The sequence below is a fragment of the Streptomyces sp. TOM-9 genome (assembly GCF_056858595.1).
In genome coordinates, this window is the sequence record NZ_JBXEQB010000001.1 from 9,191,656 (window position 1) to 9,204,276 (window position 12,621).

Below are 12,621 nucleotides of genomic sequence, written 5' to 3' on the forward strand. Positions count from 1 at the left end.
AACACCTCCAAGCGTTCGGGCAGTGGCTGCCAATGCGCTTCACCTGCTTTCACTTGTACCATGTCGTCCAAGCGATGACAAACGTCAAGTCGTCGAGGCGATGACACGAGGAGACACCTGCCTCATGGATGCCACCGAGCCCTCTGCGTCGACGGCTGCCAAAGACGGTGGAGCCGTGCCGCTCCTGGCCGCCGCAACCGCTCTGGCAGTCATCGACGAGGCTCTGCGTACGGCCCGCGCCGCGGATACGACGCCGGCAGCCATCTCAGGTGACGACACAGAACAGGCGCTGGCCTCGCTCATGCTGCTGCGAGAGGTGCGCGAGCAGCTCGCCGGGTGGGAGAGGGGCCTTATCGAGACCGCCCGCGCCGCCGGCACCAGCTGGGCCGACCTGGCAGGCCCTCTCGGGGTCGCCAGTCGCCAGGCTGCCGAGCGCCGCTACCTGCGCCTGCAGCCGGGAGCAGCAGGCAGCACGGGGGAGGAGCGGGTGAAGGCCACCCGCGACCGCCGCGCCGCCGACCGCACCGTTACAGCCTGGGCACGCGACAACGCCGCAGACCTGCGCCGCCTGGCCGCTCTCGTCACCGGGCTGTCCGACCTTCCCCCCGCGGCTCGCTCCGCCATCGCCGCCATCGACAGGGCCCTCGCCCACAACGACGCGGCCCGATTGATGGCCCCCCTTGCGGCCGCCCGCATCCATCTGCAGCCGGGGCATCCGGAGATAGCTGCGCGCGTGGACGCTCTCATTCGGCACGCCGACCAGCTGCGCCAGGACAGCAACGACCAGCGACGCGACGCTTGACCCAGCGGAACGAACCGCAGCGGCCCGGCGTCCCCCCGGGCAGGCCCGAACGGTGGATCGGGGGTCGATGCGAACCGGGCGGCGTGGCGCGCCGCCTGTCACCAAAGATCAGGTCCGCCGCCCCGCCATTCGACCAGCTCCCCTTCCAGAGGTCTCTGACTCGGGGCCTGAGCCCAGCCCGCCGCAGCAAGACGAGAATGCCCCTGGGCCGTGGGCCACGGTGAGGATGCGCTCATCCAGCCGGACCCGGCGCCCGCCGCATTCCGAAGGCGTATACACGATCATTCGGCATTCCACCCCTCCAGGCTGCGACGCAGTCTTGATGGCCGCATGCTGGAACAACGACCCTGTCCGGAGCTTTCTGCACTTCCCCCACGTACGAGCCCCGCACGCCGCCGGGGAGTGACTGCCTGACACGGCAACCATCGAGGTCCGCAACGAATGCACGACAAGGAAACGACCGCGCTCGTCGTGATCGACATGATCAATACGTATGAGCACGAGGACGCCGAACTGCTGCTGCCATCTGTGCGAGAGGCGCTCCCCGGCGTACGGAAGCTGATCTCACGCGCTCGCGCCATCGGTGTGGACGTCATTTACGTCAACGACAATTACGGACGCTGGCGCTCCCATCACGACGAAATCCTCGACATGGCACTCGCTGGCCCTCACGCCGACCTGGTCGAACCGGTCAAGCCCGACGCCGACTCGCTGTTCGTCGTCAAAGCCCGGCATTCGATCTTCTTCCAGACCCCGCTGGAGTACCTCCTGGACCGGCGGAGCGTCGGCCATCTCGTGCTGTGCGGGCAGGTCACCGAGCAGTGCGTGCTGTATTCGGCACTCGACGCGCACGTCCGGCACCTGCCGACGACCGTCGCGAGTGACGCCGTCGCCCACATCCATCGCGACCTGGCCGACGCGGCGCTGCGCATGATGGAGCGCAACATGGGCACCCACCTCTGCCCAGCGGACGAAGTCCCGCTGGGCGTCGAGGCCGGGACACCGCTCCCGCCACCATGACCGGTCCGGTCCGCCAGCAAGGCCATGTGCTTCACGAACGCGAGGCCCTCTGGCGATCGGACGCTCAGCAGGAAAGTGCCTCATCGCAAATGCCGCCATGGCTGGTAAGCCGCTCATCGTGGTGGAGCAGAACAGCAGTGGCGGGTCGCGCCCTCACGGGCGTGGCAGGCGCCGCTATCTCCAGCACTGGGCCGCCCCGGCTGTCCTTCGGAACGGCGGGGGCGCTTTCGTGTCTTCAGGCCCCGGCTGCGGTGCGCGCGGGGTGGCAGCGGGGGCAGGCCTCGACGTCGGGCATGCCGAGGGCGATCTCCACCTCGCGGGGGCTGAGCCAGCCGCCGACCGCGTCCGGGCAGTCGCCGCGGTGGATCACACCGTGGAGGGACCCGCCCTTGGGTATGTGCTGGAGGCGCCAGCCGATCCCGCCCTTGGCGTGCGACCGCTCCTGCTTCGGTGGCGTAGCAGCGGCAGCGGGTCGAGGCTCCCTCTCCTCGACCTCGCGGATCTTCGCGTCGACCGCGTCGATCTGCAGCTGCAGGTACAACCGGATTACCCGCAGCCGCTCAGCATCAGGCGGCAAGTCGCCCACACGTTCGACTGTACGGCTGGCCAGCGTGTCGAGCCAGCGGGATCAGCTCTCGGTAGCCGTCTCGTCGACGAACGAACCATGCCCGGGGCGGTCATGATGAGGTCTTCCCGCAGGGCCGCGGTCAGGTTCCGCACAGTGCCGCGGCTCACGCCGAACTCGGACCCCCAGCCGCACCTGACCACGTACCCCCCAGGCAGCCCGTACATGCCGCCCAGTACCGATACCCGCAGCCGAGGGGCGGAGGCCGGAACGGCCCCGTCCGGCACCTGCGCCCGCTCCCAGTGGTAGACCGGCCCTGCCCATGCGGAACGGAGTCAGCCCTCGGGGCGGGGTCGCTTTACCGCCTGCCTGGCCATGCAAGTGGTCCACGCGGCTGGCCGGATGGGCTCGAAGACGCGGTCCCCGTCGCTTCCTTCCGGGGCTTTCGGCGGGGCCGCTCCGTCACCCAGTTGATGGGTCCAGCGTGCTGCCCGCCGCCACAGCCAACACGCTCGGTGCCCGCTTGTCGCACGCCTCGGCGCGGCACACGACCAAGATGCCGCCGGGTCCGGAGTCGGTTTCTACGCGGCGGGAGACGCCGTCGGTCAACACATCCGGCATGCACCCGCGTTCCGCGCGAGACACGCTGGACATATGCCTGCCAAGGAGCCGTCCGTCATCGTCCTTCCGCCCGTGGACGGCCGCCGAGTAACGATCAACGGGGTTTACTTCGGAACTGCCCGCGACATGACAGAACTGGAGCAGTTCCTTTGGCTTGCCGGCTTCGATCCCGCCTGGTTCGACATCGCCGACCCCGACGTCATCGAGTGGCGCGGCGGCGGCCCCGACGTGTGGTGACGGGCCCGCCCGGCCTTAATCGGCCCCGTAGGGCCTGATCCGGCCGGACGGACAAGTTCAGACTACGACGGCAGTCGGCGCCTGCCACAAGCGCCGGCACTCTGCTCTTCGCACCGTTCGCGCGCAACCGCAGGCGTCATGTGGCGCCCGCGGGCACCGGTCCGTGCCGTGTGCCCGCGAGTGCTGCAGTGTCTGCAGCATCAGGTGCAGGCCTGGACGCACTCGCTGTGGGCTGGTGGGAGCGCCAGTGGCGGCGCTGATGGCGGGGGAGCGGCACAGCCCAGCCGGCGCCACTCCTTCGAGTGGCCACCGCCCCGGCCCCGCCGCCCAGTACGAACCGTTGACACGCTTTGAGCATTGTCGAAAACGACCTCTTTCCACCGCCCGATTACGACGCCGTCGACATCGTCCTCACCGGCCCCGTCGACCAGGTCGCCCCCGTTCGCGCCCGGATTCAGGCCCGCGCGACCGACGGAAGCAGCATGCTGCTCGACCTGCCCGAGGACGGCCTCGTCCGCTGCCGCATGCGGATCACAGCCTCCCGGAGCTGCAGATGTTCCCGCCTAGGAGGTTTCGGCGACCTGTGCGAGGTAAGGCGATCTGCCGACGCCGCCCGCTTCGCCCCCCGACCGGGCGGCGCCCCGAGGGGCTCCCCCTCTCGGTGGTCAGCGCCTTGCAGACCGGGGCCTGCTCCATTCAGGCCCCGGTCGGCGAGGAGGACGTGATGGACGAGAAAACCCGCGTGAATCTCCCCGGAAAGAGGGTCCCGGTCAGCGGCATCTACGCATGCACCTGCGGCCAGGGCCATCGCTTCACCAGCACAGACGTGGAGGGCCACACCTTCCCTCCGGTCCCGAAGGACTGCTCCGGCATCGGCTGGAATCTACTGATCCCTGCCCATGCGGAGCGCAGCCCCTAGGCCCCCAGCAGCTCGCCCGGTTACGTGGTGAGTACCGGGCGGGCGCCGTACGCGGCCCCGCCGGCGTACCTCCCCTGTCCGCGGCGGGGCCGCTCTACTACGCGGGAGCTTGGGTCGGGGCAGGCGTCAGGCGCCTGCGCCCCGCCAGGTTCACGCCCTCACGCCAGAGCTCCGTCTGCTTCCGGAGCAGGAGTCAGACAAAGGATTGCCGCCTGGAGCGTACCCAGCACGGCTTGTAGCAGCGACGGCTGCGCTCTTGGCGAGCGTCGCCGTGTCCGTCCATGCCTGCACCGGGTACCGGGCGCCGTTGCGGTAGATCACGTGGGCCAGTTGGTGCTCGGTGCCGAGCCCGAGGGATCGGGGCCCGCAACGCTGATGCCCCGCTCACCGCGGCGCCTTCGTTTCCGACCCGCCGGGGATCGCTCCCTGGGCGCGCAGTTCGGCGATCTCGGCGGGGCCGAATCCCAGCTCGGCGAGGATCTCGTCGGTGTGCTCGCCCAGGTCCGGCGCACGCTTCGCCGGCACCTTCGGCACCCCTCGCAGGTTGACCGGGCTGCTGATGGTCTCCGTGAGCCCGGTGACTCCTTCCAGCGGCACCACGACGTCGTTCGCGCGCAGTTGCGGGTCCTGCGCGGCCTCCTCAGGGGTCTGGATGAGGCTGTGGGTGACGCGTTCTCGTCCCAGGGCTTCCTTCCAGTGGGCGAAGGGCCGCGCGCGGAACTCGGCGTCGAGCAGCTCGCTGAGCGCGGCGGCGTTCTCGAGGACACCCTCGACGTCGGCGAAACGCGGGTCCTCGAGCAGCTCGGGGCGCCCGATGGCCCGCGTCAGTCCCGGCCAGTGCGGGGGAGACGCGACCAGCATGAACCACTCGTCGTCGGCGGTCCGGTAGGGGTTGACCAGCGGGTTCGCCGGCGCCTTCCGGTCGTGCAGCTGGAAGGACGTGCCGCCGGCGAGTGCGCCGGCCACCAGGGTTCCCGTGGCCCAGACGCCCGTGGCGAGCAGTGACGTCCCGACACTGGCCCCTTGTCCCGTGCGCTCACGGCGGTACAGGGCGGTCACGATCGCCGCGTAGACGGCGATCGCCGACATGTAGTCGCCGCTGCCCCAGACCGGCACCGTCGGCGGTGCTCCCGCGTCCCTGGTGGAGGCCAGCAGCCCGCTGCGCGACCAGGCGGCGGTCAGGTCGAAGCCCGGTTGCCCGGCGTCGGGGCCGGTGTCACCGAAGCCGGTGATGTCGGCGTAGACGACCCGCGGGTTCCAGCCCGCGACCTCGTCGTAGCCGAGGTGCAGTCGCTCGCGGGTGCCGTGCGGGAAGTTGGTGATCACCACATCGGCCCACCCGACGAGGCGCTTGAGGATCCCGGTGGCCGCCGGGGACTTCAGGTCGATCACCATGCCACGCTTGTTGCGGTTGGCGAGGTGCCAGCTGTAGTTGGCCCGTGCCTGGGGACTGGGCGGCACGGAGCCCAGCCGCCGCTGGGGATCGCCGTTCCCCGGCGGCTCGATCTTGATGACGTCGGCTCCGAAGTCGGAGAGCATGGTGGCCGCGGCCGGTGCCGCGATGAAGCTCGATGCGTCAAGGACCTTCAGCCCGGTGAACACGGATTCGGTGGTCAACGTCGTCACCTCACGAAAGCGCTCAGGCCGTCGGTCACGGCACGCCCGACGATGAGGGTCTGGATCTCGCGCGTGCCCTCGTACGAGTAGATGGCCTCGGCGTCGGCGACGAACCGGCCGATCTTGTAGTCGAGGATGATGCCGTTGCCGGCCAGCAGTTCGCGCGCCCATCCCACGGTCTCCCGCATCCGCACGGTGCAGTAGGCCTTCGCCAGCGAGGACTGCTCGTCCCGGTACACCCCGGCGTCCTGCAGCTGGGCCAGCCGCGTCACCATCCCGCACGACGCCGTGGCATTGCCGAGCATCTTCACCAGCAGGTCCTGCATCAGCTGGAAGCCTCCGATGGGCCGCCCGAACTGCTCCCGCTGCTTGGCGTACTCCAGGGCGATCTCGTAGGCGCCGAACATGATGCCCACCGCCTGCCACGCCACCCCACTGCGGGTCCGGCGCAGGATCTCCGCGGCGTCCTTGAACGAGTTCGCGTTCTGCAGCCGGTTGGCCTCCGGAACACGGCAACCGTCGAGCACGATGTCCGCGTTCTGCACGATCCGCAGCGCCATCTTGTTCTCGATCTTCGTCGCGGTGAACCCGGGGGTGTCCTTCTCCACGACGAAGCCCAGCACGTGACGGGTCTCGACGTCGCGGGCCCAGATGACGACCAGGTCGGCGAACGTCGCGTTGCCGATCCACCGCTTCGCGCCGTCGAGGATCCATCCGTCGCCGTCGCGGCGCGCGGTCGTCCGCAGCCCGCCGGCCACGTCGGAGCCGCCGTGCGGCTCGGTCAACCCGAAGGCGCCGATCTTCTCGAAGCGGCTCATCGCCGGCAGCCACCGCCGCCGCTGTTCCTCGGAGCCGCAGGCGAGGATGGTGCCCATGGCCAGACCCGTGTGCACACCGAAGAACGTCGCCACCGAAGCGTCGGCATGGGCGAGCTCCAAGGCCATGAGACCCGCGAAGAGGTTGCTCGGCCTGGGTTCCGTCGAGTCCGGGTCGGCCCAGTCCACGAGCCCGAGCCTCCCGAAGCCTTCGACCAACTGGAAGGGGAACTCGGCCCGCGCCCAGTAGTCGTCGACGATCGGGGCGACCTGCGTGCGGAGGAACTCGCGGACGGACTCGACCTTCTCCCGTTCCCGGTCCGACAGCAGTTCCTCGTAGGCGTAGAAGTCCGCGGGCAGCAGCCCTTCGCCCAGGTAGGGACCGGACGGTGCCGGCAAGGTCGTGGTGCCGCTCATGGCAATCTCCCTCAAGCGCTGTGAGGCCTGGCACGGAGATCCGCGCCCGCCGGCGCGCTCAGCCCCCGGCTTTTCGGATCCGAGCGCGATTAAACGCGGATCCGGAGCGGCGCCCCCGGACCCGCGCCGCCCAGGGTGGTGGTGTCGCCGCGGACCACCCGAGTGGCCCGTCGCCGACGGTGCGCGAGAGGCGGGCGGGGCAGGATGCGGGAACTGCCGGAACGTCATGTCGGCGGTGGTGCGTCGGCGCCGCTGCTGGTGCTTCGGCGCAGCGCTCGTAGGGCCAGGCCCTGCGGACCGCACGTGCGGCTGGTCCACGGCTGCCGGTGCCCTCCACGGGCGAAGCGTCCGGTTCCCGCGACCGAGCCTGCCGTCGCTGAGGGCGGTCAGTCGTCGAGGGGTTGGTTGTGGAGACGGGCGGTGAGATCGTCGGCCCATCCCTGGGCCCATTGGCGCAATTCGCCGATCTCGGGCTCGGTGAGACCGTAGGCGGCGAATTCGGTGTCGTCGATCCAGTCCGCGCCGCCCAGGCGGGCCAGCAGGTCCTCCAGGTCGAAGGCGTCGCGGGCGTGGCGGCGGCCGAGCGCTTCGAGCTCGATCGAGGACCACAGGTGGGCCGCGGCACGGACGTCGATGAGGTCCCGGGCGATCCCGCGGTCGGCCAGTGCGCGGACCTTGGTACCTACCACGTCTTCGAGGGACAGGACCGGTCCGTGGTCGGTGATCACGGCGGGGCGGGTGAGGACTTCCTTGAGGATGTCGAGCTCGCATTCCTCACCGCTGTCCGGGTCGGTCACGGTGAGACGTGCGGCCAGCGGGTCCGCTTCCACGACGTGCACCTGCCAGCCGCGGTCGCGAAGCCCGGCGGTGACGGTCGCGGCGATCTGGTCCATCGGGTCGTTGTGGTCCGTGGCGACGTCGAGGTCCTGGCTGAGCCGTTGGACCAGGCCGTGCGCCTGCACCGCGTAGCCACCCGTGAGGACCAGGGGATACGGATTGCCGATGGTGAGGACGTCCGCCAGCAGCCGGCGGTGCAGTGGATCGAGGTTCACGCTGCTCGAGGCGCCCGAGCGGGGAGTTCGCTGAACGCGGCTTCCCAGACGTCGCGGATGTCGCGGCTGATCAGCGTGCGAAGCACGGGCCAGAGCTTGATGAGAAGGTCCCGGTCGAGGTAGCGGACCAAGTCGTCGTGGAGGCCCTCGGCCAGGACGGTCCGGTAACAACTCATGCGCAGCCGCGGCTGGTCCAGATCGAACTCCGTCAGGCCCGACCAGGCCAGGTGCAGCGGCAGGGCGATCGTCCCGTGCGCGGGTCCCCGCAGAGCGGACAGTTCCGCGGGCAGCCGCCTGCGGAACCGATCGCGGCGCAGCTCTGTGGTGCTGGACGTCGATGCCATGCCCCGATTATTTCCCAGCCCGCGGTACCGGGGCCACAAACCCGCCGATCCGGGGCGGGCGCCGTCGCCGTGACCGTCACGCCCCTCCAGGCGCCGGGTGAACGCTCGCGAACGGGTCCCTGCCGGAGGCCGCCCCGCCCGGCGCACCGGGCGTCGCCGTCGGGTTAGTCTGTCCCCCGTACCGGACACGGGGTGCCCCGCCGAGGGCTGAGATCACACCCGTCGAACCTGAACCAGTTCGTACTGGCGGAGGGATGTCTCCATGCCATTGGCGCATGTTTCCGGCGGTCTGCCCGCCGACAGCCGACAGACCGTCTTCGACGGCCGCATGCCGGCGGCCGCCGGCGACCTACGGATCGAAGCACACGGCATACGACCGGTCCCCGAGGGCAACCGCTACGGCGGACCGGGGCGCCTGTTCACCGTGTGGTTCGCCCCCAACCTCACCATGACCGGCGTGTTCACCGGCACCATCGGCATCGTCCTCGGCCTGGACTTCGCCACCGCGCTCACCGCCGTGGTGCTCGGCACCGTGATCGGCGCGATACCCACCGCCTACCTGGGCACCTGGGGGAGCCGGACGGGCGCGGGGCAGCTGCCGCTGGCCCGGCTGGCCTTCGGCCGGGCCGTCGCGCTGCCCGGCATCCTGCAGTGGCTGTCCTCGGTCGCCTGGGACGCCCTGATCGGGCTCTTCGGCGGGGACGCGCTGGCGCGGCTGTGCGGCCTGCCCTTCTGGCTCGGTGTCCTGATCATGATGCTCGGCCAGGGCGCTCTCGGCGTCCTCGGCTACGAGGCCATCCACCGGCTCCAGATCGTGATGACCTTCGTGCTCGCCGTCGCCTTCGCCCTGATCGCCTGGAAGCTGCTCGACGGCGTCGACCCCGCGGTCACCGGCTCCGCCCACGGCGCCGACCGGGGCGGGGCGTTCGTCCTGACCAGCACCATCGCGCTGAGCCTGTCCCTGTCCTGGGCCCCGTACGCCAGCGACTTCAGCCGCTACCTGCCACGGACCACCTCGCGCTCGCGCATGTTCTGGTTCACCCTGGCGGGCCTGGTGGTGTCCTTCGTGGCCGTCCAGGTCCTCGGGCTGTGGGGCGCGTCCGTCCTGACCGACCAGACCGCCGCGGGCGTGGCCGATCTGCTGGGCGGCGGGCCGCTGGGGGCGTTCGGGCTGCTCGCCGTGGCCCTGGCGGCCCTGTGCAGCAACGCCATGAACGACTACAGCGGATCCCTGGCCCTGCAGACCGTCGGCGTGCGCGTTCCCCGCCCGGCGGCGGCCGCATTCGCCGCCGTACTCGGCTTCCCCCTGGTGCTGTGGATGCACGCCGCCGACACCACCGCCCGCTTCCAGAACGTGCTGCTGTTCGTCGGCTACTGGATCCCCGGCTTCGTGGCGATCGTCATCGTCGACTGGCTGGTCCGGGCACGGGCACGGGCGGGCGCCGAGATCGACCTCGCCGCCGAGACCGACCGGTCGCAGCCCGGCCTACCGGCCGTGGTCGCGTTCGTGGCCGCCTTCGCCGCGGCCGTGCCGTTCATGGACACCACGTTGTACGTCGGCCCGGTGGCGGAGGCCCTGCACGGTGCGGACCTGTCGTACTACGTGGCCTTCCTCGTGGCCCTCGCGGTGTACACCCCGCTGCGACTGCGTCAGCGCTCGCGGCCCTGAACCGCCGCGTCCCGAACCGCCGACCATCGCAGGCGCCCGCACACGTCCGTCCCCCCAAGGAGCGACACCGCATGTCCCCGACGTCCGCCGACCACACCGCCTTCGCCGCGGAGGCGCTCACGCGCCTACGGGCCCACTCCCCGCTGGTCCAGTGCCTGACCAACTCGGTGGTGACGGGGTTCACCGCCAACGTCCTGCTGGCGCTGGGCGCCTCGCCCGCCATGGTCGACATCCCGGGGGAGGCCGGACCGTTCGCCCAGGTCGCCTCGGGGGTCCTGGTCAACCTCGGCACCCCGCACGCCGAGCAGCGCTCCGCCATGGTCGAGGCCGCGCAGGCGGCTGCCCCGGCCGGCACCCCGTGGGTGCTCGACCCGGTGGCGGTCGGCGCGCTGCCCGTGCGCACCGCGCTGGCGCACCGGCTCCTCGAGCTGCGGCCGACGGTCGTACGGGGCAACGCCTCGGAGATCATCGCGCTGGCGGGAGCGGGCGGCGGCGGCCGCGGAGTGGATTCCTCCGACGGCGTCGAGGCGGCGGAGGAGACGGCACAGCGCCTGGCCGGCGCGACCGGCGGCGTGGTCGCCGTCTCCGGACCCGTGGACTTCATCACCGACGGGGTGCGTACGGCCCGCATCGCCAACGGTGACGCGCTGCTCACCCGGGTGACGGGCGGGGGCTGCGCGCTGGGCGCCGTGATGGCCGCCTACGCGGCGGTCGACGAGGACCCGTTCGCCTCGACGGTGGCGGCCGTGACCGCCTACACGGTCGCCGCCGAACTGGCCGCGAAGAAGGCCGCCGGGCCCGGCAGTTTCGCCGTGGAGTTCCTGGACGCGCTCGCCGCGCTGCGGGAGTCCGACATCGCCGAGCGGGCGGCCGTTTCGTGACGGCGACGCCGGTCGATCTGTCGGTCTACCTGGTCACGGACGCGGCCCAGTGCAGCGCCAGGGGCCGCAGCGTGGCCGAGACCGTCGCCCAGGCGGTGGCGGGCGGCGTCACCGCGGTGCAGATCCGTGAGAAGCACGCCGACGGCGGTGCATTCCTGCGCACGGTCACGGAGGTGGCCGCGGTCCTCCCGGAGCACGTGGCGTTGATCGTCAACGACCGGGTGGACGTGTTCCTGGCCGCCCGCGCCGGGGGCATCCGCGTGTCGGGCGTCCACGTCGGACAGTCCGACCTGCCCCCGGCCGCCGTCCGCGAACTGATCGGACCGCACGCGGTCCTGGGCCTCAGCGCCGCCACCCCCGAGGAACTGCGTGCCGCCGCCCAGGATTCCGCGGGCGTCCACCACGTCGGCATCGGCGCGCTGCACGCGACCCGGACCAAGGCGGACGCCCCGCCTTCGCTCGGCCTTGACGGCTTCGCCCGCCTCGCCCGGCTCAGCGCACTGCCCACCGTGGCCATCGGCGGCGTGAACCCTGCCGACCTTCCACGACTGCGGGAGGCCGGAGCCGCGGGCGCGGCCGTCGTGTCCGGCATCTGCGCCGCCGAGGACCCCCGTGCCGCGGCCCGCGCGTACGCCCTCGCTTGGGGCCGTGTGCCGACCCGGAGCCGGGAGAGGCACCTCGCCTGACGGTGCGTGTGCGGAGGTGGGCGCGCGCAGTACCGTCCCGGCGCCCGCCAACCGGTTTCTGTGCAAGCTCAAGAGGCGCTCAAGAGGAGAGACAGGACGCGGGGCCGAAGCTACGCTGCCGATCACGTAGCCGTTGAACCCGGGGAAGAGCTGCTGTGGTCGAACTTGCGATTTTCCTGCTCCTGCTCGCTTCCTTCGCGACCTTTCTGACCGTCAAGCTCCTGCGCCGCAGCAACCGCCGCACGGAGACCGCCGACGGCCTGCGCATCGAGCAGGCCCGCCGCGACCAGGCCCACAGCGACCGAATGACGTTCAATTCGTTGGCCACGCACGGCAACCCGTTCGGCTCGTTCAACCCGTGACCGGCGGGCCCGCTCACGCCTCCGGCGAGCTGCGCCTGTCTGCGTCAGACGTCCAGGCCGCCCAGGGCCGCGCGGACCAGGGGCACCAGATCGTCGAGGTCGGCGGCCGCGAGCTTGTCGAGTGTTCCCGCGCCGCGGGCCAGCAGCACCCCGATGAAGGCGGCGGCCGCCACCTCGGCCCGCAGTTGGGGCCGGTCCAGCCCGTCGCGGGTGAACCGCTCGCGCAGTGGGTCGACCACGCGCAGGTACAGCTGGGCGCGGGCGGCGTCCTGCACGGCGGTGTCGTCGTGGGCGTGCACGGCCGAGCGGAAGACGGGGCCGGTGCCGCGCTGGTCCCCGCGGTCGAACAGTGCGCGCAGACGCTCGGGTGCGAGCAGGTCCGGTGGGGTCGCGTCGCCCAGCTCGGCGCGCAGCACCGCGGTGTACAGGCCGCTCTTGTTGTTGAAGTACCGGGCGATCAGCGCCGGGTCGACGCCCGCCCGCTCCCCGATGTCGCGGATCGTGGTGCGGTCGAAGCCCCGCTCGCTGAAGATCTCGCTCGCCGCCTGGAACAGCCTTTCGCGGCTGCGGGTGGAGTCGCGCTTGCGCGACGGTGTGCCCTCGTTCACCTGATT

14 protein-coding genes and 1 riboswitch are annotated in these 12,621 nt (G+C 71.2%); of the genes, 8 read left to right on the forward strand and 6 right to left on the reverse strand.

The window, feature by feature from the left end; translation table 11 throughout:
- Positions 1-124 precede the first annotated feature (124 nt).
- On the forward strand, positions 125-802 hold the full coding sequence (locus tag AC1VWI_RS42100) for an HSP18 transcriptional regulator (protein WP_499516342.1): 678 nt from the start codon (positions 125-127) through the stop codon (positions 800-802).
- A gap of 441 nt (positions 803-1,243) precedes the next feature.
- A complete protein-coding gene (locus AC1VWI_RS42105) occupies positions 1,244-1,822 on the forward strand; it encodes a cysteine hydrolase family protein (protein ID WP_499516343.1) in 579 nt (192 codons plus the stop codon).
- Between the two features lie 235 nt (positions 1,823-2,057).
- On the opposite strand, the gene AC1VWI_RS42110 is transcribed toward AC1VWI_RS42105, so the two are convergent.
- Entirely contained in the window at positions 2,058-2,408 is a 351-nt protein-coding gene (locus tag AC1VWI_RS42110; RefSeq protein WP_499516344.1) for a DUF6233 domain-containing protein, read from the reverse strand.
- Positions 2,409-3,041: 633 nt separating this feature from the next.
- Between AC1VWI_RS42110 and AC1VWI_RS42115 the strand changes: the two genes are divergently transcribed.
- Both AC1VWI_RS42115 and AC1VWI_RS42120 read left to right on the forward strand, forming a co-directional pair.
- A complete protein-coding gene (locus AC1VWI_RS42115; protein ID WP_499516345.1) occupies positions 3,042-3,245 on the forward strand; it encodes a hypothetical protein in 204 nt (67 codons plus the stop codon).
- Positions 3,246-3,969: 724 nt separating this feature from the next.
- A complete protein-coding gene (locus AC1VWI_RS42120; RefSeq protein ID WP_499516346.1) occupies positions 3,970-4,164 on the forward strand; it encodes a hypothetical protein in 195 nt (64 codons plus the stop codon).
- A 384-nt stretch (positions 4,165-4,548) separates the two neighbouring features.
- Here the strand turns inward: AC1VWI_RS42120 and AC1VWI_RS42125 are convergent, their stop codons facing one another.
- The 4 genes from AC1VWI_RS42125 to AC1VWI_RS42140 form a co-directional block, all read right to left on the reverse strand.
- Positions 4,549-5,781, reverse strand: coding sequence for a CaiB/BaiF CoA transferase family protein (locus AC1VWI_RS42125; RefSeq protein ID WP_499516347.1), 1,233 nt, complete (start codon positions 5,779-5,781; stop codon positions 4,549-4,551).
- Positions 5,782-5,786: 5 nt separating this feature from the next.
- A complete protein-coding gene (locus AC1VWI_RS42130; RefSeq protein ID WP_499516348.1) occupies positions 5,787-7,013 on the reverse strand; it encodes an acyl-CoA dehydrogenase family protein in 1,227 nt (408 codons plus the stop codon).
- A 386-nt stretch (positions 7,014-7,399) separates the two neighbouring features.
- Positions 7,400-8,065 (reverse strand): nucleotidyl transferase AbiEii/AbiGii toxin family protein, encoded by a 666-nt coding sequence (locus tag AC1VWI_RS42135; protein WP_499516349.1) that lies wholly within the window; start codon positions 8,063-8,065, stop codon positions 7,400-7,402.
- Positions 8,062-8,409 carry a transcriptional regulator gene (locus tag AC1VWI_RS42140; RefSeq protein WP_499516350.1) on the reverse strand — a complete coding sequence of 116 codons (348 nt, stop codon included), beginning with the start codon at positions 8,407-8,409 and terminating at the stop codon, positions 8,062-8,064. The genes AC1VWI_RS42135 and AC1VWI_RS42140 overlap by 4 nt, the downstream gene beginning before the upstream one ends.
- Before the next feature lie 178 nt (positions 8,410-8,587).
- Positions 8,588-8,681, forward strand: a riboswitch (TPP riboswitch).
- On the opposite strand from AC1VWI_RS42140, the gene AC1VWI_RS42145 reads away from it, so the two are divergent.
- From AC1VWI_RS42145 to AC1VWI_RS42160, 4 genes are all read left to right on the forward strand, one after another.
- A complete protein-coding gene (locus AC1VWI_RS42145) occupies positions 8,672-10,078 on the forward strand; it encodes a purine-cytosine permease family protein (RefSeq protein ID WP_499516351.1) in 1,407 nt (468 codons plus the stop codon). (Overlaps the previous riboswitch by 10 nt.)
- A gap of 71 nt (positions 10,079-10,149) precedes the next feature.
- Entirely contained in the window at positions 10,150-10,959 is an 810-nt protein-coding gene (gene thiM, locus AC1VWI_RS42150; protein WP_499516352.1) for a hydroxyethylthiazole kinase, read from the forward strand.
- A complete protein-coding gene (gene thiE / locus AC1VWI_RS42155; RefSeq protein ID WP_499516353.1) occupies positions 10,956-11,645 on the forward strand; it encodes a thiamine phosphate synthase in 690 nt (229 codons plus the stop codon). Before thiM ends, thiE begins: the two co-directional genes overlap by 4 nt.
- Before the next feature lie 155 nt (positions 11,646-11,800).
- The gene (locus AC1VWI_RS42160; RefSeq protein ID WP_499516354.1) at positions 11,801-12,007 is read left to right on the forward strand and encodes a hypothetical protein; all 207 of its coding nucleotides are present in this window, start codon (positions 11,801-11,803) and stop codon (positions 12,005-12,007) included.
- 44 nt (positions 12,008-12,051) lie between these two features.
- On the opposite strand, the gene AC1VWI_RS42165 is transcribed toward AC1VWI_RS42160, so the two are convergent.
- Positions 12,052-12,615 (reverse strand): TetR/AcrR family transcriptional regulator, encoded by a 564-nt coding sequence (locus tag AC1VWI_RS42165; protein ID WP_499516355.1) that lies wholly within the window; start codon positions 12,613-12,615, stop codon positions 12,052-12,054.
- Between the last annotated feature and the right edge of the window lie 6 nt (positions 12,616-12,621).

What these genes read in the sequence shown, in the direction of transcription:
- AC1VWI_RS42100 (WP_499516342.1), top strand. Translation starts at nt 125, where the DNA reads ATGGATGCCACCGAGCCCTCTGCGTCGACGGCTGCCAAAGACGGTGGA.
- AC1VWI_RS42105 (WP_499516343.1), top strand. Translation starts at nt 1,244, where the DNA reads ATGCACGACAAGGAAACGACCGCGCTCGTCGTGATCGACATGATCAAT.
- AC1VWI_RS42115 (WP_499516345.1), top strand. Translation starts at nt 3,042, where the DNA reads ATGCCTGCCAAGGAGCCGTCCGTCATCGTCCTTCCGCCCGTGGACGGC.
- AC1VWI_RS42120 (WP_499516346.1), top strand. Translation starts at nt 3,970, where the DNA reads ATGGACGAGAAAACCCGCGTGAATCTCCCCGGAAAGAGGGTCCCGGTC.
- AC1VWI_RS42130 (WP_499516348.1), bottom strand. Translation starts at nt 7,013, where the DNA reads ATGAGCGGCACCACGACCTTGCCGGCACCGTCCGGTCCCTACCTGGGC.
- AC1VWI_RS42140 (WP_499516350.1), bottom strand. Translation starts at nt 8,409, where the DNA reads ATGGCATCGACGTCCAGCACCACAGAGCTGCGCCGCGATCGGTTCCGC.
- AC1VWI_RS42145 (WP_499516351.1), top strand. Translation starts at nt 8,672, where the DNA reads ATGCCATTGGCGCATGTTTCCGGCGGTCTGCCCGCCGACAGCCGACAG.
- thiM (WP_499516352.1), top strand. Translation starts at nt 10,150, where the DNA reads ATGTCCCCGACGTCCGCCGACCACACCGCCTTCGCCGCGGAGGCGCTC.